Annotated in this window: 18 protein-coding genes and 1 pseudogene; 10 read left to right on the top strand and 9 right to left on the bottom strand. The window is 67.9% G+C overall.

From position 1 onward, the window contains the following. The 6 genes and pseudogenes from ACI48D_RS07630 to ACI48D_RS07605 form a co-directional block, all read right to left on the bottom strand. A pseudogene (locus ACI48D_RS07630) lies at positions 1-343 on the bottom strand (hypothetical protein); the annotation flags it as partial. Further along, on the bottom strand, positions 340-3,171 hold the full coding sequence (locus ACI48D_RS07625; RefSeq protein WP_435570623.1) for a 4Fe-4S dicluster domain-containing protein: 2,832 nt from the start codon (positions 3,169-3,171) through the stop codon (positions 340-342). The gene ACI48D_RS07625 and the pseudogene ACI48D_RS07630, both read right to left, overlap by 4 nt. Then, the gene (locus ACI48D_RS07620; RefSeq protein ID WP_435570622.1) at positions 3,168-3,818 is read right to left on the bottom strand and encodes a cytochrome c3 family protein; all 651 of its coding nucleotides are present in this window, start codon (positions 3,816-3,818) and stop codon (positions 3,168-3,170) included. Before ACI48D_RS07620 ends, ACI48D_RS07625 begins: the two co-directional genes overlap by 4 nt. Before the next feature lie 117 nt (positions 3,819-3,935). After that, positions 3,936-6,569: an EAL domain-containing protein gene (locus ACI48D_RS07615; RefSeq protein WP_435570621.1), complete on the bottom strand. Its 2,634-nt coding sequence runs from the start codon at positions 6,567-6,569 to the stop codon at positions 3,936-3,938. Between the two features lie 78 nt (positions 6,570-6,647). Next, positions 6,648-7,193 carry a GNAT family N-acetyltransferase gene (locus ACI48D_RS07610; protein WP_435570620.1) on the bottom strand — a complete coding sequence of 182 codons (546 nt, stop codon included), beginning with the start codon at positions 7,191-7,193 and terminating at the stop codon, positions 6,648-6,650. Next, positions 7,160-8,080, bottom strand: a complete 921-nt coding sequence (locus ACI48D_RS07605) for a LysR family transcriptional regulator (RefSeq protein WP_435570619.1) — start codon at positions 8,078-8,080, stop codon at positions 7,160-7,162. Before ACI48D_RS07605 ends, ACI48D_RS07610 begins: the two co-directional genes overlap by 34 nt. A gap of 268 nt (positions 8,081-8,348) precedes the next feature. On the opposite strand from ACI48D_RS07605, the gene ACI48D_RS07600 reads away from it, so the two are divergent. The 10 genes from ACI48D_RS07600 (at position 8,349) to ACI48D_RS07555 (ending at position 19,471) form a co-directional block, all read left to right on the top strand. Beyond that, complete coding sequence (locus tag ACI48D_RS07600) at positions 8,349-10,715, top strand: TonB-dependent receptor (RefSeq protein WP_435570618.1); 2,367 nt, start codon at positions 8,349-8,351, stop codon at positions 10,713-10,715. Positions 10,716-10,812: 97 nt separating this feature from the next. Next, positions 10,813-11,712 (top strand): alpha/beta fold hydrolase, encoded by a 900-nt coding sequence (locus ACI48D_RS07595; protein ID WP_435570617.1) that lies wholly within the window; start codon positions 10,813-10,815, stop codon positions 11,710-11,712. Positions 11,713-11,742: 30 nt separating this feature from the next. After that, the gene (locus ACI48D_RS07590) at positions 11,743-12,948 is read left to right on the top strand and encodes a substrate-binding domain-containing protein (RefSeq protein WP_435570616.1); all 1,206 of its coding nucleotides are present in this window, start codon (positions 11,743-11,745) and stop codon (positions 12,946-12,948) included. 12 nt (positions 12,949-12,960) lie between these two features. Continuing rightward, positions 12,961-13,740, top strand: a complete 780-nt coding sequence (locus tag ACI48D_RS07585; protein WP_435570625.1) for an ABC transporter ATP-binding protein — start codon at positions 12,961-12,963, stop codon at positions 13,738-13,740. A 4-nt stretch (positions 13,741-13,744) separates the two neighbouring features. Beyond that, positions 13,745-14,470 (top strand): ABC transporter ATP-binding protein, encoded by a 726-nt coding sequence (locus ACI48D_RS07580; protein ID WP_435570624.1) that lies wholly within the window; start codon positions 13,745-13,747, stop codon positions 14,468-14,470. 7 nt (positions 14,471-14,477) lie between these two features. Next, a complete protein-coding gene (locus ACI48D_RS07575; RefSeq protein WP_435570615.1) occupies positions 14,478-15,515 on the top strand; it encodes a branched-chain amino acid ABC transporter permease in 1,038 nt (345 codons plus the stop codon). 2 nt (positions 15,516-15,517) lie between these two features. After that, positions 15,518-16,603 (top strand): branched-chain amino acid ABC transporter permease, encoded by a 1,086-nt coding sequence (locus ACI48D_RS07570; protein ID WP_435570614.1) that lies wholly within the window; start codon positions 15,518-15,520, stop codon positions 16,601-16,603. 242 nt (positions 16,604-16,845) lie between these two features. Next, positions 16,846-17,508 carry a choice-of-anchor J domain-containing protein gene (locus ACI48D_RS07565; RefSeq protein WP_435570613.1) on the top strand — a complete coding sequence of 221 codons (663 nt, stop codon included), beginning with the start codon at positions 16,846-16,848 and terminating at the stop codon, positions 17,506-17,508. 12 nt (positions 17,509-17,520) lie between these two features. Next, the gene (locus ACI48D_RS07560; RefSeq protein ID WP_435570612.1) at positions 17,521-17,949 is read left to right on the top strand and encodes a post-PEP-CTERM-1 domain-containing protein; all 429 of its coding nucleotides are present in this window, start codon (positions 17,521-17,523) and stop codon (positions 17,947-17,949) included. Then, positions 17,936-19,471, top strand: coding sequence for a PA domain-containing protein (locus ACI48D_RS07555; protein WP_435570611.1), 1,536 nt, complete (start codon positions 17,936-17,938; stop codon positions 19,469-19,471). The genes ACI48D_RS07560 and ACI48D_RS07555 overlap by 14 nt, the downstream gene beginning before the upstream one ends. A 70-nt stretch (positions 19,472-19,541) precedes the next feature. On the opposite strand, the gene ppa is transcribed toward ACI48D_RS07555, so the two are convergent. The 3 genes from ppa to ACI48D_RS07540 all read right to left on the bottom strand — a co-directional run. Then, positions 19,542-20,078, bottom strand: coding sequence for an inorganic diphosphatase (gene ppa, locus ACI48D_RS07550; protein WP_435570610.1), 537 nt, complete (start codon positions 20,076-20,078; stop codon positions 19,542-19,544). Positions 20,079-20,180: 102 nt separating this feature from the next. After that, complete coding sequence (locus ACI48D_RS07545) at positions 20,181-21,377, bottom strand: heme biosynthesis protein HemY (RefSeq protein ID WP_435570609.1); 1,197 nt, start codon at positions 21,375-21,377, stop codon at positions 20,181-20,183. A 10-nt stretch (positions 21,378-21,387) separates the two neighbouring features. Continuing rightward, a partial coding sequence (locus ACI48D_RS07540; RefSeq protein ID WP_435570608.1) for a uroporphyrinogen-III C-methyltransferase occupies positions 21,388-21,864 on the bottom strand: 477 nt, incomplete at its 5' end.

The raw sequence follows: 21,864 nt of genomic DNA, 5'->3' as shown, positions 1-21,864 counted from the left end.
GGCGCAGCAGCAGCAGCACGGCCGAGATGAAGGTGCCGGCGTGGCCGATCCCGATCCACCAGACGAAGTTCCCGATCGCGAAACCCCAGGCCACCGGAATGTCGACGCCCCAGATGCCGATGCCCTTCACCAGCAACCAGCTGACCGCGACCAGCAGCGCCAGCACGCCGCCACAGGTGACGAGGAAGGCCGTCCACCACTTCCAACCGAAGCGGCCGGACAGCACGATGCCGGCGATCTTGTCGCTGACGTCGGCATAGCCCCAGCCAGCCCGCAGCTCCGGGATGTTGCGGGAGCGTGGCGACTGGACCGCGGTGTCGGGGGAAGGCGGCGGCACGTTCATCCCAGCTCCGGATCGGGGTTGACGACGCGCGCCGCATAGCTGGTGCGCGGCCGGGTGTTCAGCTCCTCGAGCAGCACGTAGTCGAGCTTCGAGGCCTTGGCCGCGACCACGGCGCTGTTCGGATCGTTGAGGTCGCCGAAGTGGATCGCCGCCGTCGGGCAGGCCGCCTGGCAGGCCGTCACGACCTCGCCGTCGGCGATGCGGCGGCCCTGCTTTTCGGCGTCGATGCGGGCACGCGTGATGCGCTGCAGGCAGTAGCTGCACTTCTCCATTACCCCGCGCCGGCGCACCGTCACTTCCGGGTTCTGCAGTGCCTTCAGGCTTTCCAGCTTCTGGTTCGAGTACTGCAGGAAGTTGAAGCGGCGAACCTTGTACGGGCAGTTGTTGGAGCAGAAGCGCGTGCCGATGCAGCGGTTGTAGACCTGCACGTTCAGGCCTTCGTCGTCGTGGACGGTGGCGCCGACCGGGCACACTTCCTCGCAGGGCGCATGCTCGCAGTGCATGCAGGGCACCGGCTGGAACAGGGTACGTTTGCCGGCGCGGTAGCGGTCGACCCGGATCCAGTGCATGCTGCGGCCGCGCATCACCTCCTCCTTGCCGACCACCGGGATGTTGTTCTCGGCCTGGCAGGCGACGGTGCAGGCGGCGCAGCCGATGCAGGCGTTCAGGTCGATCGCCATGCCCCATTTGTAGTCGTCGTAGCGTCGTTCGGGGTACAGCGAGGTCTTGCCGCCCTGCTCCTCTTCGGGACTCTTCGCCGGCACCGGCCGGCTGACTTCGGTCACCTTGACCGGATCGCGCCCGTGCATGTCGACCTCGCGCTGGCGCAAGACCAGTTCGTGGCGGCGGCCGGTCGCGGTCATCCGCAGCGGCACCGCTTGCCCCGGCACGGCCGAGGGCCGCAGGCGGTAGGCGTTGAAGCCGACGCCGTTGCCGACCGAGCCGGCGCCACTGCGGCCGTAGCCGAGCGGCAGCGTGACCGCGCCCTCGGCCTGTTCGTCCAGCACCAGCACCGGCGCTTCCAGCGTGCGTCCGTCCACTTCCAGGCGGACCACATCGCCATCGAGCAGGCCGGCACCTTTGGCGGTGGCCGGGCCGACCAGGGCCGCGTTGTCCCAGGTGAGCGAAGTCAGGGGCCGCGGCAGCTCCTGCAGCCAGGCGTTGTTGCAGAACTCGCCGCCATCGACGGACGGATCGGGCGCGAACCTGGCCACCAGCGGCGGCGCGGCCAGCGCCGGCGCAGTCGGCGGCGGCACCTCCCGCACGGACACGGGCGCGGCGGCGCTGTCCGCCACCAGGCCGCGGCGCAGGGCTTCGCGCCAGGCGTCCTCGAACTGCTTGTCGCCCTGGCCGGGCAGCGCGGCCTGCCAGGTCGCGCGCACCAGCGCGTGGGCGTCGCGGCTGCCCTCCCCCAGCGCCAGCGCCAGCAGCGCATGGATGGAGCGTCCGCCGTACAGCGGCGCGATCATCGGCTGCACGATGCTGGCGGTGCCGTCGGCGGCGCGGGCATCGCTCCAGGCCTCGTAGCAGTGCGCCAGCGGCAGGTGCCAGCCGGCTTCGCGTGCGGTCTCGTCACGGTACAGGCCGAGGTGCATGCTCAGGGGCACGCGCCGCAGGGCCTGCGCGAAGCCCAGCGCGGGCGGCGCCGCGTACACCGGGTTGGTGTCCAGCATCAGCAGGGTATCGACCCGGCCCGCCTGCATGTCGGCGGCCAGTTCGGCCAGCGCCGCCGCGTGCCCGGGCGCGCTGGACGCCACCGGCTCGATGTAGGCGACCGCGCCGTCCTGCGCACCCAGGCGCTGGTTGAGCAGGTGGGCCAGCGCGCGGCTGGCCGGGCTCAAGGTCGGTCCCGCCACCACCAGCGCGCGGCCGCGCGCGTCGCGCAAGGCCTTCGCCAGCGCCGCTTCCCAACGCGATGCGGCAGCATCGGGCGCGATGCCGCCGCCCGGCGCCGCGCCCAGCATGCCCGCGATACGCCACAGGGCCGCCTCGATCTCGTGCGGCGCGCGCGCCAGGCGCTCGTCGGCATAGGCGCCGGTGAGGGTCGGCGTCGATTCCATCGCGTACAGGCGGTTCGCCGCCACGTTCGCGCCGAGGCGGCGCGGCGCGGTGAAGGCGCGCGCATGTGCCAGGCTGGCGCCGTGCGAGCCTTCGGCGCCGAACAGGTCGGCGTCCAGGGTCAGCAGCACCGCGACCCGGTCGAGGCGGACCAGCGCATCCAGCGGGCGCCCGAAGGCCAGCGTGGCCGCCGCTGCGGCGCCGTCGTCGTGCAGCGGATCCCAGGCATGCCAGCGCGTCGCCGGATACTTTCGCTGCAGCGCGGCCAGCTGCGCCGCCAGCGTCGGCGAGGTGACGCTGCCGGTCAGGATGCGCAGGCCGGCCCCGCCGTCGCGCGCGAAATGCGGACGGCGCGCCTCGAAGGCCGCCTCGAAGGCCTCCCAGGTCGACAGCTCCGTGCCCTGCTGCACCGTCTGCGAGCGGTCCGGGTCCCACATCTGCAGGATCGAGGCCTGGGTGAACACGTCGGTGGTCCCGGCGGACACCGGATGCTCGGGATTGCCCTCGACCTTGGTCGGGCGCCCCATATTGGTCTCGACCAGCACCCCGTGTGCAAAGCCGCGCCGCACGAAGGCGCTGGCGTAGAACAGCGGCAGCCCGGGCACGTCCTGCTCCGGCATGCGCACATAAGGCACGATGGCCTCGGGCGGCGGGCCGCTGCAGCCCGCGCCGGCCAGCGCCGCGGACGCCGCCATCAGCTTCAGGAAGCGGCGCCGCGACGGCTCGTCCTCGCCATGGATCGGAATAAGGGGATGGCCAGGTCGATTCATCGGTGACAGGTGGAACAGTTGGTCAGCGCGTTGGCGTCGCGCAGGTGGTAAAGCCGGGTCAGCTGGCGCACTTCCTCGGGACTCAGCGGCCGCTGCGGCGTCATCGACAGCACCTTGCTGAGCGGCCGGATGTGCTGCGGCGCGTTGCGGTGGCAGCCCAGGCACCACTGCATCTCGAGCGAGGCGGTGCGCCAGGTCAGCGGCATCTGGTCCACCCGGCCATGGCATTCGACGCAGGCCACGCCCTTGTTGACGTGGATGTCGTGCTCGAAATAGACGAAGTCCGGCAGGTCGTGCACCCGCACCCAGTGGATCGGGCGGCCGCTGCGCGCGCTCTCGTGCAGCGGCGCCAGTGCGGGGGAATCGAGGAACAGCTGCGAGTGGCAGCTGAGGCAGATGCCGGTCGATGGCATGCCGGCAAAGCCCGACTTTTCGACCGAGGTATGGCAGTAGCGGCAGTCGATGCCGTCATCGCCGACGTGGTGCTTGTGACTAAAGGCGATCGGCTGCTTGACCGGTTCCAGGATGCCGTTACGTGGCGTCATCTCCCAGCGCGCCGCCGCCACCGCCGCCACGACCACGCCGACGAATGCCAGCAGGGCAAGCTTGATGACGAGGACAGACGCTCTGGAAAATGGCGGGGCCATTGCAAACGCGGATCAAGTCCGAATATGGATTGGTATGGTTGTAGTTGTTTTTTTTGCTACAAGCCTTAGTATAAGCGAGTGCGCGGATCGGGCCCGCACGCTTGAAACATCAGCAGGTCAAGGAGAGGCGGGTGTTTCAAGGGCGCGGGCCGGCCTGGCGCCCAGCAGCGCCGGCACCGCCGCCGCGTCGAGCGGACGCGCGAACAGGAAGCCCTGGAACTCGTCGCAGCCGAGTTCGCGCAGCATCGCCAGCTGGATCTCGGTTTCCACGCCTTCGGCAACGATACGCATGTTCAGGCCATGGCCGAGCGCCACGATCGAATGCACGATCGCCGCGCTGTCGGCATCCCGTCCCAGGTCGCGGATGAAGGCGCGGTCGATCTTCAGGCACTGCACCGGGAAGCTTTTCAGGTAGGCCAGGCTCGAATAGCCGGTGCCGAAGTCGTCGATCGACAGCTCGACGCCAAGCTCGCGGATGCCCGCCAGCAAGCGCTCGACGACATCCATGCGGCTCATGGCGATGCTTTCCGTGATCTCCAGCTCCAGCGCGTCCGGCGCGAGACCGGCGCCGGCCAGCGCATCCTCGATCGAGCGCACCAGGTCTTTCTGGTAGAACTGCCGGATCGACAGGTTGACGGCCACTTTGGGCTGGATGCCATGCTCGCGCCGCCAGGCGCTCGCGTGTTCGCAGGCGGTGCGCAAGACCCAGTTGCCGATCGGGAGGATCAACCCGGTCTGTTCCGCGATCGGGATGAAGCGCGCCGGCGAAACGTGGCCGAGCAGCGGGTTATGCCAGCGCAGCAAGACCTCGAATCCGGTAATGCGCCCGCTTGCGATATGCACCTTGGGCTGATACACCAGGCTCAGTTCGCCGCGTTCCAGGGCGCGGCGCAGCTGCTCCTCGATCGACAGCCGTTCGTTGAGCTGGATGTGGATGGCGTCGGAATGGAAATGCACGGGCTCGCCGCTGTCGCCGCGCGCACGGTGCTTGGCGATGTCGGCCAGGCGCATCAATTCGTTGACCGAGCCCGCATCCTGCGGATACGCCGCGATCCCGATGACGGGCTGCAGGTGGAATTCCCGCTCGCACACGCGCACCGGTTCCGACAAAAGGGCATGCAGTTCGAACGCGAAGTCGTCGACCGGGCGGTGAGTCGGGGCAGCCGTCAGCAGCAGTCCGAACTCGTTGGCCTTGACGCGCGACGGCGACATGGCTTGCGGCGCCAGGCGTCGCAGGCGCGCGGCGACCTGGCGCACCGCCTCGTCGCCGGCCTCATGGCCCAGCAGGTCGGCCACTTCCTGCAGGCGTTCGAGGGCGACCAGGATCAGCACCACCTGCCCGCCGTTCGCCACCGCGTGCTCGATCGCTTCGCTCAGCGTGCGGCGCAGATGGTTCTGGTTGGGCAGCCCGGTCAGGGGATCGAAGTCGGCCAGCCAGGCGAGGCGCAGTTCGACCTGCTTGCGCTCCGTAATGTCGGCCAGGCTGTTGACGATCTGCGCCGCATGGTTTTCGCTTTCGAGGCGGGCGGCAAGGTGGAGCGCGGTCCGCATCTCGCCTGCGCCGTCGCGCACTTCGGCCTCCCGGGTATGCACGCCGTCGGTGGCCACCGCGGCGTACAGCCGTCCGCGCGCCTCGGCGCCCTGCGGGTCCAGCACTTCCGCTTCGGGCCGCCCGTCCAGTTCTTCGCCGCGCTTGCCGGTGAACTTCTGGAATGCCTTGTTGAACAGGACGATGCGGCGCTGCGCGTCGAGCACCCAGAGCGGCGTGGCGAGGCTGTCGAGAATCGAATTCAGGTAGCGGAAACTGTGGGTCAGGCGGTTCTCGCTGGTTTCCAGGCGCGCGATCAGGGCCGCCTGGCGCGCGGTTTCGCGCCCGATCCGCCAGGCCAGCAGCGCCAGCGTAATCGACAGCAGTGCCCACGCCAGCGCACCGACCCACAGCCACCAGCGCCAGACCGCCAGCGTATCGGCCAGGTCGCGCCCGGTGATGATCACCAGCGGATAGTCGGCGACCGCGCTGTAGCCGTACAGGCGGCGCGTGCCGTCGATCGGGCTGTCGGCCTCGATGACCCCGACCGGCGCGCGCGGCAGGTGGCCCTGGAACAGCGGCGTGTCCAGGAACGAGCGGCCGATCGCGTCCGGCAACGTGGGGCTGCGCACCAGCATGATGCCGTCGCGCCGCAGCAGGGTGACCGAACCGCCGCTGCCGAGGTCGGACGAGGCGAAGATGCGCTGGAAATACGCGACATCGGTCTCGATGACGATGCTTCCGCCCCCGCTTTCGCCCCGTGCCGGCAGCGCGTGTGCCAGCGTGATCGTGGCGTGTCCGCCGCTTCCGCCGGGAGGGCCGAGGGCGACCTGCGGCGGACTGTCCGATGCCGGCACCGCGACCGGCGCATCGCTCCCGGGGCGCACGGCGGAAGCGGCTTGACGCGGCTCGCCATCCGGTCCGAGAAAGTAGATACGGGCCGGGATATGCTGGCCGACGCCGGTGGCGGCGGGTATGCTGGTGGCGTCGGCGCCGCGCGCCAGGGCCGTGTCCAGCGCCAGCATCGCATAGTAGGCCTGGGCGGCATAGGCGGTCGCCAGGTTGCGCAGGCTGGTCTGCTCGCGTTCGATCGTGCTGTGGTAGCTGGAATACAGCAGGCCCGCCAGCGCCAATGTGAGGGCGACGATCAGTGACCCTGCCACGGCGAGCGCGCGGGCGACACGGCGATGATCCGGCAAGGGCGTGGGCTGGCTATCCGGCATGACTGTCAATACGCAATTGGTCGATGCAGGAGTATAACGCGCACCACCATGCGAAGCGGCGCCCGGCAGGCGAGCTGTCTATCCCGACAAGCCGATTGCCCGTGGAAGGTCCGCTGCAGCCAGCACATAGCGTCCATAAGGCACGCCGCGGATGGGCGGCAGGTCCTTGTCGCGCACGAAGCCGAGCGCCTCGTACATGCGCAAGGCCGACGCCATGACCGGACTCGTATGCAGGCCGACGGCCGGTGCTCCCGCGTCGCGGGCAAGCCGCAAGCATCCCGCCACCAGCGCGCGCCCGGCCCCCCGCCCGCGTTGGCGCGGATCGACCACCAGCATGCGGATCACCGACCACCCGTCCGGGAAAAACGCCGCCCTCGGCCGGCCCGGGCCGACATGCGCGACCGCGCCGGCGATCGCGCCATCGTGCTCCGCCACCAGTACATCGGCGTGCGCCGCCAGCTCGGCCATCCTGCCGATGCCGTCGATGAAGCCCGGCCAGTCCGCGTAATCCCGGGAATACTGCGCGAACGCCGCGCGCGCGACCGCGTTGACGACGTCGCGGTCCGCCTCGGCATAGGGACGGACCAGGATCACGCCGCCCGCCCGATATCGCTCTTTTCCCACCACAGCGAGGGATTGTTGTCGGCCAGCTCGCGCAGCAGGTCCCAGACCACCTTTACCCGGCGCAGGCGGTACAGGTCGGTCGGCGCGGCCAGCCAGAACGAGCGCTCGGCGTAGAAGCCCGGCAGTACCGGCACCAGCCGGCCGTCGTCCGGAACCGCATACGGCGGCGCCATCATGAGGCCCATGCCCAGCGCCGCCGCCTCGACCTGCGCTCCCATGCCGAGGGAGCAGAAGCGCCGGCGCGGCGTGAAGCCGAGTTCGTTCAGGTAGGACAGCTCGCGGCTGGCCAGGCGGTCCTGCACGTAGTCGACGAAGTCGTGGCGCTCCAGGTCCGCATGGGTGCGGATCGGCGGATGCCGGGCCAGATAATCGGGGGAGCCGTACAGGTAGAAGCGGAAGGTGGCCAGGCGCGTGACCACGTAGCGGCCGGTCGCCGGCGGGTCCAGCATGACCCCGAGGTCGGCCTCGCGGTTGGCCAGGTTGGCGAAGCGCGCCAGCGACAGCATTTCGATCGACAGGTCCGGGTGCGTGTCGAGCAGTTTCACCAGCAGCGGCGCCACCACCCTCACCCCGAACACGTCCGGCACGCCGAGCCGCACCACGCCCTGGGCCCCGACCTCGGTCCCGCTCAGCTGCTCGACCGCGGCCAGCGACGCGCCTTCCATCGCCTCCGCATGCGGCAGCAGCGCATGCCCCATCTCGGTCAGCTCGTAGCCTTCGCGCGAGCGGTCGAACAGGGTCGTGCCGAGCTGGCTCTCGAGGCGGTCGATGCGCCGCGCCACGGTCGTGTGCTCGACCTCCAGCCGCCGCGAAGCGCCCGAGAGCGTCCCGGCGCGCGCCAGTTCGAGGAAGAAACGCAGGTCGGTCCACTCGGGCAGGCTATTCATATGATGATTGTCTGATATCAACAACAGATATTGTGCACCAGTGCACATTCCTCAGGCAATTTTTCTTGCCTGAAATTGATCTGGCCACGAAACAGCCCGAATTAAGGGGCCAAATCGCCTCAGCGCACCGTTGCGGTGCACAGGCTGTGCATTTCTGCACAACTGTTGAGCTATTTGTTATCTATTCAGCCAGACGCAAGCAAGGCACACTCCACGGCGTGCGAGACCTGAACGCATGCTGCTATCCATAAATATTAGGAGACTTACAATGCGTCTTACCGAAAAGAAAGTGAAGCTACTGAACCGTTCCGCCATCTCCACCGCCGTCCTGCTGGCGATCTATGGCGGTTCGATGGGTGTGGCCCATTCCCAGGAAGGCGCGGACACGGCGTCCACTGCTACCGCCACCGCCGCCGGCGACATCAACAAGGTCGTCGTGACGGCGCGCCGCCGCGCCGAGCTGATCCAGGACGTACCGGGCGCGGTGACCGCGATCTCCGGCGCCGAGCTCGAGAAGCAGGCCATCCCCGACATCACCGTCCTGACCGACAAAGTGCCGAACACCACGCTGAAGACCTCGCGCGGCACGAATACCACCCTGACGGCCTTTATCCGCGGCATTGGCCAGCAGGATCCGGTTGCCGGCTATGAGCAGGGCGTCGGCATCTACCTCGACGACGTCTACCTGGCCCGCCCGCAAGGCGCGCTGACCGACATCTACGACCTCGAGCGCATCGAAGTGCTGCGCGGACCGCAGGGCACCTTGTACGGCCGCAACACCATCGGCGGCGCGGTCAAGTACGTGACCCGCAAGCTGGCGCCGAAAACCATGCTGGAGGCCAAGGCAACCCTCGGCAACTACGGCGAAAAGGACCTCGTCCTCAAGGCCAGCACGCCGGTCTCCGACATCCTGCGTGTCGGCGGCACGGTCGCCACCTTCAACCGCAACGGCTTCGGCCACAACGTCCTCAACGGCAAGGACAACTACAACAAGGACGTGCAGGCGGCTCGCGTCAGCGTCGAGCTGACGCCGAACAGCGACCTGTTCGTGCGTTTCGCTGCCGACCGCACGGTCGACGACTCGGAACCGCGGGCCGGCTACCGCCTGACCCCGGGCCCCGCACCGGCCAACGTCCAGCCGCTGGCCGGCGACTACGATACGCGCGCTAACCTGTACTCGGTCAGCGGCCACAAGCAGGAGGTGATCAACCAGGGCACTTCGCTGCTGCTGGAGTACACGCTCGACCCGACCCTGTCCTTCAAGTCGATCAGCGCGATCCGCAAGTCGCATTCGTATGCGCCGATCGACTTCGACTCGCTGGAAACGCCGCTGTTCGAAGCGCCGAGCATCTACGCCGACAACCAGAAAAGCCAGGAATTCCAGCTGACCTACACCGGCTCGAAGCTGCAGGGCGTGGCCGGCGTGTACTACATGAAGGCGAATGCGTTCAACAAGTTCGACGTGCTGTACAACGCGGCCGGCGGCCTGTCCCTGCTGACCTACGACGACATCGACACCAGGACCTGGGCCGGCTACGCCGACGCCAGCTACAGCCTGACCGATGCCTTCAATATCAGCCTCGGCGGCCGCTACACCAATGACGAGCGGCGCGCGCGCATCTTCAAGGCGACCTACCTCGGCCTGGCCGGGTCGTCCGTCATGGGCAACCCGAACGCCATCATGGCGGGGGTGCCGAACACCGACCTCGGCAAGGACCAGCTGGCGCGCACCGACAAGAAGTTCACGCCCAAGGTCGGCCTGGGCTGGAAGATCGCGCCGGAACACAACGTCTACGCCACCTGGTCCAAGGGTTTCAAGGGCGGCATGTTCGACCCGCGCATGGACCTGGGCGGAAAGCCGACCAGCACGACGTCGCTGGCCAAGCGCAAGGGCGTCGATCCGGAAGAAGTCAGCTCCATCGAACTGGGCCTGAAGTCGTCGATGAACGGCGGCCGGCTGCAGACCAATGCCGCGGTCTTCTATACCGACTACAAGAACGTCCAGATTCCCGGATCGATCGCAACCTATGACGCGAATGGCAACGTGAACGGCTTTGCCGGCACCTTGACGAACGCCGGCAAGGCCAAGATCTCCGGCCTCGAACTGGAAGCGATCGCCTACCTGACCAATTCGCTCAGCCTGAGCGCCATGTACAGCCACATCGATGCCAAGTACAAGGAATGGATGGTCTCGAACGCCACCGGCACCGGCCTGGTGAACATCGCGGGCAGCACCGAGTTCCAGAACACGCCGAAGAACGCCGCCAACCTGAGCGTGAACTACGACTGGCCGCTCGCGCTGATGGGCCGTGCCGGCACGCTGAGCCTCACCAACAGCGTCGCCTACAAGAGCAAGGTCTACCAGACCGAGGTCGCTCGCCCGACCGGCGTCCCCACCCTGGACGTGACGATCCCCGGCAACCTGATGCTGGCCCAGGGCGGCTATGGACTCTGGGATGCGGGCCTGGTGTGGACCAGCACCGACCGCAAATACCAGGTCGGTCTGCATGGCCGCAACCTGCTCGACAAGCGTTACAAGGTGGCAGGCTACAACTTCTCGACCTTCTTCAATTCGGTCACCACCTTCTACGGCGATCCACGCACGATCCGCGCGACCCTCGACGTGAAGTTCTGACCCCTGTCCGATGACCAAAGGCGCCCCGTGGGCGCCTGCCGGGCGCCTTTTCGCACGCGCTATGCACGGCGAATAAACGCAATCAAAACGGGGCGACATGTCCAACTACACTGAACTCAGCTTCACCAGCGACGACGGCCTGCGCCTGTACGCGCGCGACTATGCGGCCGGCGCTCCGGCGGGCGCGCCCGCGGGTATGCCGATACCCGCACGCCTGCCGGTCATCTGCATCCACGGGCTGACGCGCAATTCGTCCGACTTCGACGAATTCGCGCCGATCGTCGCCGGCCTGGGCCGGCGCGTGCTGGCACTCGACGTCCGCGGACGCGGCCATTCCGAACGCGACCCGAATCCCGACAACTACAACCCGGCCGTCTACGCCGGCGACGTCGCCCGGCTGATGGCCGATCTCGGCATCGGCCGCGCCGTCTTCGTCGGCACCTCGATGGGCGGCCTGATCACCATGACGCTGGCGGCGCAGCACCTCGACCTGGTCGCCGCCGCGGTCCTCAACGACATCGGCCCGGTACTGTCCGAAAAAGGCCTGGCGCGCATCGCGGGCTACGCCGGCAAGGCGGCGGCGCTCGGCTCCTGGGACGCCGCCGCCGACGTCGTCAGGGACATCAACCTGTGCGCCTTCCCCGACAACTCCGACGAGGACTGGCGCAAATGGGCGCGCCGCGCCTTCGAGCAGGATGGCGAAGGCCGGCTGGCCCCGCGCTACGATCCAAACATTGCCATTGCACTACAAACAGGTAAACTCCGTCCAACATCCCTGGCGGCGCGGATGGCCTTCCGCCGGCTGGCGAAGCAGCGCCCCGTCCTGCTGGTGCGCGGCGAGCTGTCCGACCTGCTGGAAGCGCGCCAGGCCGACTGGATGCGGCGCGCGGCCCCCGACATGCAGTACGTCGAGGTGCCGAACGTGGGCCATGCGCCGATGCTGACCGAGCCGGCGGCGCTCGATGCGATCGCCAGCTTCCTGGCGACCGTGCCCTGAAAAAAACGAGTAGAAACACGAGGAGACCACATGAAGACCATCAAGCCCATGATCAAGCCCATCAGTTCCGCCCTGCTGGCAGCCTTCATCGCCACCGCGGGCGGCAGCGCCCTGGCCGCCCCCGACCTGAAGGTCGCCCTCATTGCCGGCAAGACCGGCGCCCTGGAAGCCTATGCCAAGGAGACCGAGACCGGTTTCATGATGGGCCTCGAATACCTGACCGGCGGGAAGATGGAAATCAACGGCCGCAAGATCAAGGTGATCGTCAAGGACGACCAGGGCAAGCCGGACCTCGGCCGGACGCTCCTCGCCGAAGCCTATGGCGACGACAAGGTCGACATCGCGGTCGGCACCACCTCGTCCGGCTCGGCGCTGGCGATGCTGCCGGTGGCGAAGGAATACAAGAAGGTGCTGATCGTCGAGCCGGCCGTGGCCGACGAGATTACCGGTGCCAAGTGGAACAAGTACATCTTCCGCACCGCGCGCAGCTCGATGCAGGACGCCCTCGCCGCCGCCTCGACCCTGAAGAGCGGCAGCGTGGCCTTCCTGGCCCAGGACTACGCCTTCGGCCGCGACGCCATCAAGGCCGGCAAGGAAGCGCTGGCGGCCACCGGCAGTAAGGCCAAGGTCGTGCACGAGGAATACGCGCCGGCCGCCGCGACCGACTTCACCGCGCCCACCCAGCGCATCTTCGACGCCCTGAAGGACAAGCCGCAGCCGCGCGTGCTGGCGATCGTCTGGGCCGGCCCGAACCCGCTGAACAAGATCGCCGACATGAAGCCGGAGCGCTACGGCATCACGCTGGCCCCGGGCGGCAACATCCTGCCGGTGATGAAGACCTGGAAGGCCTATGCCGGCACCGAGGGCACCATTTATTATTACTACGGCTTCCCGAAGAACAAGATGAACGACTGGCTGGTGGCCGAGCATACCAAGCGCTTCAAGGCCCCGCCCGACATGTTCACGGCGGGCGGCATGGCGGCGGCCGGCGCGGTTGTCGCGGCGCTGTCGAAGGTGCCGAACGCGAACGGCGACCAGATGGCGGCGGCGATGGAAGGCATGTCCTTCGAGACGCCGAAGGGCACCATGAGCTTCCGCAAGGAAGACCACCAGGCCCTGCAGCCGATGTACCACTTCCGCATCAAGAAGGACCAGAAGAACGAATGGGACCTGCTGGAACTGGTGCGGGAAATCCCGGCCACCGAGCTGCCGCTGCCGGTGCGGAACAAGCGCTAAGTGACCAATGCAATGACGGCCAGCGAACAACACGTGCAAGCCTCCCTCGCCACCCGCGACCTGAGCATCCGCTTCGGCGGCCACGTCGCGGTGAACGGGGTCACGGCCGAATTCTACCCGGGCACCCTGACCGTGATCGTCGGTCCCAACGGCGCCGGCAAGACCACGTATTTCAACCTGGTCTCGGGCCAGCTGGCGGCGACCTCCGGCAGCGTGCACGTGGCGGGCCGCGACGTCACCCGCCTCAAGGCCGCGCAGCGCACCCGCCTGGGCGTAGGGCGCGCGTTCCAGCTCACCAACCTGTTCCCGCATTTGACGGTGCTGGAGAACGTGCGCCTGGCGGTGCAGAGCCGCGCCGGCATCGGCCTGAACATGTTCTCGGTGTGGTTCGGCCACAAGGAGATCATCGCCCGCGCCGAGCATTACCTGGAGCGCGTGTCGATGACCGCCAAACGCGACGTCCACGTCGGCACCCTGCCCCACGGCGACCAGCGCAAGCTCGAGGTGGCGATCCTGCTCGCCCTCGAACCGGAGATCCTGATGTTCGACGAACCGACCGCCGGCATGAGCGTGGACGAGGTGCCGGTGGTGCTCGACCTGATCCACCAGGTCAAGGCCGAGCGCAACAAGACCGTGCTGCTGGTCGAGCACAAGATGGACGTGGTGCGCTCGCTGGCCGACCGCATCATCGTGCTGCACAACGGCACCCTGGTCGCGGACGGCGAACCGCGCGAGGTCATGCAATTGAAAATCGTACAGGAAGCCTATCTTGGAACTCCCGAAGTTGTCTGATCCTATGCATGAGCCGATATTGACCCTGTCCGGCGTCCACACCCACATCGGCCAGTACCACATCCTGCAGGGCGTCGATCTGGTGGTGCCGCGCGGCGGCCTGGCGGTCCTGCTGGGCCGCAACGGCGCCGGCAAGACCACGACCCTGCGCACCATCATGGGCCTGTGGAAGGCCAGCGCCGGCAGCATCATGTTCGACGGCCGCGACATCACCAAGCTGTCCACGCCCGACATCGCGCGCGCCGGGATCGCCTACGTGCCCGAAAGCATGGCCGTGTTTTCGGAACTGACGGTGCGCGAGAACCTGTACCTGGCCGCGCGCAACGGTCCGCTGGACCAGGCCAGGGTCGACTGGATCTGCGGCTTCTTCCCGGCCCTGAGGAAATTCTGGAACACCCCGGCCGGCAACCTGTCCGGCGGCCAGAAGCAGATGGTGGCGATCGCCCGCGCGATCGTCGAGCCGAGGAAACTGCTGCTGGTGGACGAACCGACCAAGGGCCTGGCCCCGGCCATCGTCCAGAGCCTGATGATGGCCTTCCGCGAACTGAAGGACACCAACACCACCATCCTGCTGGTCGAGCAGAATTTCAATTTTGTCCGGACCCTCGGCGACAGCGCCAGCGTGATGGACGACGGCCGCGTCGTCCACGCCGGCCTGATGCACGAGCTGGCGGGCGACGCGACGCTGCAGCAGCGCCTGCTCGGCCTTTCCCTGGACTCTCATCAATGAGCCACCAATGAGCGCAACGATCCCCATTACCGAGCAAAAAGCGCAAGCCCAGGCCGACACCCCGCTGCCGGCCGCGAAGCGCGACCCCGCGCCGCTGCTGCTGGTGCCGGCGCTGGCCCTGGCCGTGCTGCCTTTCGTCTCGATGCCAACCTGGATTACCTTGAGCGTCGCCGGCCTCGCGATGGGCATGATGATCTTCATCATGGCGAGCGGCCTGACCCTCGTGTTCGGCCTGATGAGCGTGCTGAACTTCGGCCACGGCGCCTTCGTCTCGGTCGGCGCCTTCTCCGCCACGCTGGTGCTGCTGCCGATGCGCGGCTGGCTGGAAGCCGATTCGCTGCCGGCCAACCTCGGCGTGCTGGGCCTGGCGGTGCTGGTGGCGATGCTGGTCACGGCCCTGCTGGGCTGGGCCTTCGAGCGCATCGTCATCATGCCGGTCTACGGCCAGCACCTGAAGCAGATCCTGGTCACCATGGGCGGCATGATCGTGTCCGAACAACTGATCAACGTGATCTGGGGCGCCGAACAGATTCCGCTGCCGCTGCCCGCCACGCTGCGCGGGGCGATCTTCCTGGGTGATGCCGCGATCGAGAAATACCGCCTGCTGGCGGTCGCGGTCGGCCTGCTCGTGTTCGCCGTCATGTTCCTGCTTCTCAACCGCACCAAGATCGGCCTCCTGATCCGCGCCGGCGTCGAGAACGGCGAGATGGTCGAAGCGCTCGGCTACCGGATCCGCCGCCTGTTCGTCGGCGTGTTCGCGGCCGGATCAAGCCTGGCCGGCCTGGGCGGCGTGATGTGGGGCCTGTACAAGGAAACCCTGGTCGCCAGCATGGGCAGCGAGATCATGGTGATGGTCTTCATCGTCGTCATCATCGGCGGCCTGGGCTCGGTGGGCGGCTGCTTCATCGGCGCACTGCTGATGGCCCTGCTGGCCAACTACGCCGGCTTCCTCGCGCCCAAGCTGGCGCTGGTGTCCAATATCGTGCTGATGATCGCCATCCTGCTGTGGCGTCCGGCCGGCCTGTATTCAAAGTCGCGAGGCTGAGCATGCTGATCAAACTCTTTTCGGGTGACCTGCCGCGCAGCCGCGTGCTGAGCGCCCTGCTGCTCCTGATCCTGGCCGGGCTGCTGCTGGCGCCCTTCCTGTTTTCCGGCGCCCGCCCCTTGAATACCGCGGCAACCATCTGCGTCTACATCGTGCTGGTGGCCTCCTACGACCTGCTGCTGGGCTATACCGGCATCGTCTCCTTCGCCCACACGATGTTCTACGGCATCGGCGCCTACGGCATCGGCATCGCCCTGGCCAGTGTCGACGAGCCGACCTGGAGCGTGGCCCTGGCCGGCCTCGGCCTGGCACTGCTGCTGACGATCGTACTGGCCTTCGTGATCGGCCTGTTCGCGCTGCGCGTGCGCGCCATCTTCTACGCCATGATCACCCTCGCCGTGGCGTCCTCGTTCGCGGTGCTGGCGTCCCAGCTGTCCGACTTCACGGGCGGCGAGGACGGCCGCACCTTCAGCGTGCCGGAACTGTTGTCGCCGGGCTTCAGCCTGGTCGAGAACGAGGTGTTCGGACGCGCGATCGACGGCAAGCTGATCACCTACTACATCGTGTTCTTCGGCTGCCTCCTGTTGTTCCTGTTCCTGCTGCGCCTGGTAAATTCGCCGTTCGGCCGGGTGCTGCAGGCGATCCGCGAGAACGAGTTCCGCGCCGAGGCGCTGGGCTACCGCACCGTGGTCTACCGCATCTGGGCCAATGTGCTGGCCGCCGTCGTGGCCGCCCTGGCCGGCGCGCTGATGGCCCTGTGGCTGCGCTACGTCGGCCCCAAGACCTCGCTCGGCTTCGAGGTCATGACCGACATCCTGCTGATCGTCGTGATCGGGGGCATGGGCACGATGTACGGCGCGGTGGTCGGCGCCGCCTTGTTCATCCTGGCGCAGAACTACCTGAAAGCCCTGATGGGCCAGGCCGCCGGGCTACTTTCCGGCATGCCGATGCTGGCCGCGGCCGTGCATCCGGACCGCTGGATGCTGTGGCTGGGCGTGCTGTTCATCCTCTCGATTTACTTCTTTCCGATCGGCATCGTCGGCAGGCTGAGGCTGCGGCGCTATCTGGCGCGGCGATCGGCCGGCTGATCTTCACGGCGCCGAGGCACAGCTCTTCCTTGGCGCCGGTTTTTCCCTCCCTTCCCCTTCCGCCGGGTGCGCAAAACGCCCCTGGCCGGCCAGCACGGCGGTACTTCCCAAGTCGAGCCCGCACCTTAGCTGAATATCAATTCCCATTGTCAGCTCGACCATAAGATGGACTCAGCATGGCCTCGTCGACCAGCCAGCGCGAGCGGTTCACCATCCTACTGGCTTACAAGAAAGGGCTTCCCATGAAACCCGTCAACAGCATGATTGCGGCAGCGGCGTTCTCGCTGGCCACGCTCGGCGCCCCGGCCGCGCAAGCCGGCGGCGTCGAGGTACTCAACGAAGGATTCGGCAGTGTCAGCGGCCTGAACGGATGGGCCCAGGTCAACCACAGCGTGCCGGCAGGCGACGGCTGGTTCCAGGGCAATCCTGAACTGTTCGCCGCCCAGTCCGGCGCCGCCGATGCTTACGCCGCCGTCAACTTCCTCGGCGCCGCCAACGGCAGCGGCACGGTCGACAACTGGCTGATCACCCCGACCCTCAACCTATCCGGCACCACGGTGCTCAGCTTCTTCACCCGCCACGACGCCACGCCCGGCTTCAACGACATGCTCGAGGTGCGCTTCTCGTCCGGTTCGGGCCTGGACCCGGCCGGCTTCACCACCGTGCTCACCACCCTCGGCGGCACGGGCGGCTACCCGACCGACTGGGAGGAATTCAGCGCCATCCTGGAGGCCAGCGGCAGCGGCCGTTTCGCGTTCCGCTACTTCGGCCCCGCCGATACCTTGAACTATGTCGGCCTGGATTCGGTCAGGGTGGTGACGGCGGTACCGGAGCCATCCACCTGGGCAATGCTGGGGGCGGGCTTCGGCCTGGTCGGCCTGCGCCGCCGCAAACATCAAGCCTGATCGGAGGAAGCCATGTCCAAGCAAAAGATGATGACCCTGACCATGCTGGCCGCGCTGTGCGTGCTGGCCTCGCTGAGCATGCACGCCAAGGCACAAGGCAAAGAAAACAAACCCGGACAGGAAGGCATGGTGATCGCGCGCGATCCCGAAACCGGCAAGCTGCGCGCTCCGACGCCGGAAGAGCTGCGCGCGCTGCGCGCCAGGACGCCGGCGTCGGCCGCCGCCATGGCCGGCGTCCCGCAGGAGAGCAGCACGCTGTCGCGGCGCGACGGCGCGCGCGGCGTGCGCCTGGGCGCGAAATCGCAGGTGTATGAAGTCGTCACCCGCGGCGCCGACGGCAAACTGTCCAGCCAGTGCGTGCAGGGCGAAGCCGCCGCCGAGGAAGCCCTGCGGCATCCCGCCAACACCGAGCAGAAGGAGGACGGCCATGAAGCCCACTGATCGATCAAGCGATTGCGCCACCGACTGCGCAAGCGACAGCGCAAGCAACAGCGCGGCCGGCAAGTCCAGCGGCCATCCGCGCCTGCAGCAGGCCGCCGCGGTCGGCGTCGCCACCGTCGCCCTGGTCCTGGCGATGGCTCTGGGCGCCATGACCAGCGCCCATGCCGCCGCCAACATCGTGATCCTCAACCAGAACGCGGCCGGCGTCGGCTTCAACGACCCGACCCCCGTCGCGCCGGTCGGCGGCAACCCCGGCACCACGCTCGGCCAGCAGCGCCTGTACGCCTTCCAGTACGCCGCCGATAGCTGGGGGGCGACCCTCGACAGCAGCGTCACGATCCGCATCGGCGCCGCCTTCGTGCCGCTGTCCTGCAGCGCGAACAGCGCCGTGCTGGGCTCCGCCACGACCGCCGAGATCTGGTCGAACTTCCCGAACGCCCCGCGTGCCAACACCTGGTACCCGGGCGCGCTGGCCAGCAAGCTGGCCGGCGAGGACATCGTCGGCACCCCGGGCGCGCCGCACATGAGCGCCAGCTTCAATTCGCGCCTGGGCCTGTTCCCGGATTGCCTGCCCGGCAGCGGTTTCTATCTCGGCCTGGACCGCAACGCCGGCGCCCAGATCGACCTCGTCACCGTGCTGCTGCACGAATTCGCGCACGGCCTGGGCTTCCAGTCCTTCACCGACGAAGAGACCGGCGAACAGATCCAGAACACCCCTGCGATCTGGGACTACTACCTGCTGAACAACCACACCAATCGCACTTGGGTCGAGAGCACGCCCGCCGAGCGCGCGCAGTCGGCCGTGACCTGGCGCGGGCTGTCCTGGAACGGCGCACGCGTGACCGCCGCCGTGCCGCAGGTGCTGGCGCCGATGTCGAACCTGGCGATCTCGGGCGGGGCGGCCGGCCAGGCCGCCGGCAACTACGAGGTCGGCGACGCCTCCTTCGGCCCGCCGCTGTCGAATCCGCCGGTGAGCGGCCAGCTGATGCCGGTGGTCGACCAGGCCGACGGCACCGGCCTGGCCTGCGATCCGCTCAACGCGCCGAATGCGCTGGCCGTGCGCGGCAACGTCGCCCTGGTCGACCGCGGCAGCTGCGACTTCATCACCAAGGCCCGCAACGTGCAGGCCGCCGGCGCGATCGGCATGGTGGTGGCCGACAACCAGCCGGGCGACGTTACCGGCATGAGCGGCAACGATCCGGCCATCGCCATCCCGTCGGCGCGCATCACCCAGGCCAGCGGGGTGGCGATCAAGGCCAGCCTGCAGCGCCGCTCGCGCACCCAGTCGGGCGTGATCGCCAGCCTGGGCGTGGACCCGAACCGGCTGGCCGGCACCGACCCCCAGGGCCGGATCCTGCTGTACACGCCGAGCATCTACTCGCCCGGCTCGTCGGTATCGCACTACACCACCGACGCCAAGTCGAACCAGCTGATGGAGCCCTTCATCAACGACGACCTGACCCACGCGGTGAAACCGCCGCGCGACCTGACTTTTCCGCTGCTTCAGGATATAGGGTGGTGATATAAAAAAAGGCCGGCCACCCTCGGGTGCCGGCCCTTCCCACGTCCGCGTCGCGTGCGCGGCGCAGCGCTTACTTCTGCTGGCCTTCGTAGCTCTTCACGCCGTTGACGATTTCTTCCTTGGCCGCGTCCGGACCTGCCCAGCCCTCGACCTTGACCCACTTGCCCTTTTCCAGGTCCTTGTAGTGCTCGAAGAAGTGCTGGATCTGGCGCAGGGTCAGTTCCGGCACGTCCTCGTGGGTCTTGATGTTGGCGTACAGCGGGGCCAGTTTCTCGACCGGCACGGCCAGGACCTTCGAGTCGCCGCCGGCTTCGTCGGTCATCTTCAGCACGCCCAGCGCGCGGCAGCGCACGACCACGCCCGGGATCAGCGGGAACGGGGTGATCACCAGCACGTCGCAGGGGTCGCCGTCGTCGGCGATGGTGTTCGGGACGTAGCCGTAGTTGCACGGATAGTGCATGGCGGTGCCCATGAAGCGGTCGACGAAGATCGCGCCGGATTCCTTGTCCACTTCGTATTTGACCGGATCGCCATTCATCGGGATCTCGATGACGACGTTGAAATCGTTCGGCACGTCGCGGCCGGCGTTGACGTTATTCAGGCTCATGGGTTTGTCCTTGCTTGCTTGGTTGCTTTAGGGATAATAAAGGGGGCCATTATAGCGAATCGGCCTGGACTTGTGCGCCGCACAAGCCCACCGGTATCTGCCTCAGAGCACCGCTGCCAGCGCGCACTGGCGGAAATGGCGGTTCGCCTCTTCCTGCTGGCCGAGGGCTTCGTGCAGCTGGGCCAGCTTCAAGTGGGCTTCGCGCACGTGGTCCGGATTGCTCGCATCGAGCAGCGCTTGTTCCAGGTAGCGCTGGGCCTTGCCCCACAGCTTCTGGCGCAGGCATAGCGCGCCCAGGGTCAGGGCCAGCTCGGCGTCGCCCGGATGCGCGCGCAGCCAGGCTTCGCACTTCTCGATCTGGGCCAGCAGCGTGGCCGAACCCTCGGGACCGGCGGCTTCGCGGTAGGCCCGCACCACGCGCTCGTCCCACTCGGCCTTCAGGGCGTCCTCGACGATCACGCGGGCTTCGTCGTGCAGGCCGCGGGCGTTGAAGGCGGTGGCGGCGCGGGCCGCGATATACGGCTTGCAGCGATCCGCGTTCGGTACCGTCGACCACAGGCGGCGCAGCGACTCCGCATCGTGCCCGCCTTCCGACAGCAGGGCCTCGTAGGCCATCTCGCGCAACCGGTTCGACAAGGCCGGATGCAGGGCGTTGCGCTTGTCCAGGGTGCGCACCAGGCGCAGCACCTCGGGCCAGTTGCGGGCCTGCTGGTTGGCCTTCATCGCCCACTGCAGGGCGTGGATGTGGCGCTGGCCGCTGGCGTTCAGTTCGAGCACGGCTTCGAGCGCGCCTTCCGGCTTGTGCTCGTCGACCAGCAGCTCGGTGACCGTCATCAGGCGCGCGGTCTTCAGCGACTGGTCGTGCACGGTGCCGGCCAGCCAGGCGTCGCGCCGGGCCGGCTCGCGCATGCGGTGCGCGGCGCGGGCGCCGATCAGGGCCGCCAGGCCGGCGTTGTCGGGCAGTTCGGCGGCGCGCTTCGCGGCCTTCTCGGCGTGGCCGAAGCGGCCCTCGAACAGCGCCTTCAAGGCTTCGCGCAGGCCGCGGTTGGCCTCGCGCTCACGCTTGCGCAGGCGGTATTCGGCCACCCGCTCGGGCATGCCGAGGGTGGCGCGCACCGCCCGCGCCAGCAGGTACAGCACCAGGAACAGCAGCGCCGCCAGCACCACGAACAGGTTCAGCGACAGGTCGATCCGGTGCGGCGGGTAGAAGAACACCACGTTGCCGGGGTTGAAGCGGGCGGTCACGGCGATGCCGATCGCCGTCGCCATCAGGGCGACTAACCAGAGAAGCAGGCGCATCGTCAGCTCCTCACGGTTTCGATTTGTAGTTGCGCACGGCGTTCAGGCTCTCCGACAGGTCCGGCACCTCGATGGTGACGTTGTTGGCCTGGACTTGGCGCAGCAGCGCCAGCGCCGTCTGGGTCGAGCGCGCCTTGGTGTCGAAGTAGCGCGCCAGGGTCTGCTGGGCGCTGGTGAGGTCGTCGCGGAAGGTGCCTTCGTTGCGCGACAGCAGGGCCAGGCGCGCGTTCAGCAGGCGCAGCTTCAGGTTCTCGCGCACGAAATACGATTCGCCCGGCGACAACATCAGCGCGTCCGGCGTGTCCACGGTGCGCACCCGGATCAGCTGGCGCATGTCGTCCCACATCTCGCGGCTCCAGTTGCGCCAGGTGTCGGTCATGCGCCGGCCGAGCGACATGTCCGGCACCTGAGCCTCGGTCGCCGCCGGGGCCGCCCCGGCGCCCCCGCCCGGCTTGCCGGCTTTGGCGGGCACGCCGGCGCGCGCCGG

The sequence above is a fragment of the Massilia sp. LXY-6 genome (genome assembly GCF_051233485.1).
Lineage (GTDB): Bacteria > Pseudomonadota > Gammaproteobacteria > Burkholderiales > Burkholderiaceae_D > Telluria.
Note: the sequence above shows the minus strand (reverse complement) of the source record. Positions and strands in the feature narration are given on the sequence as shown.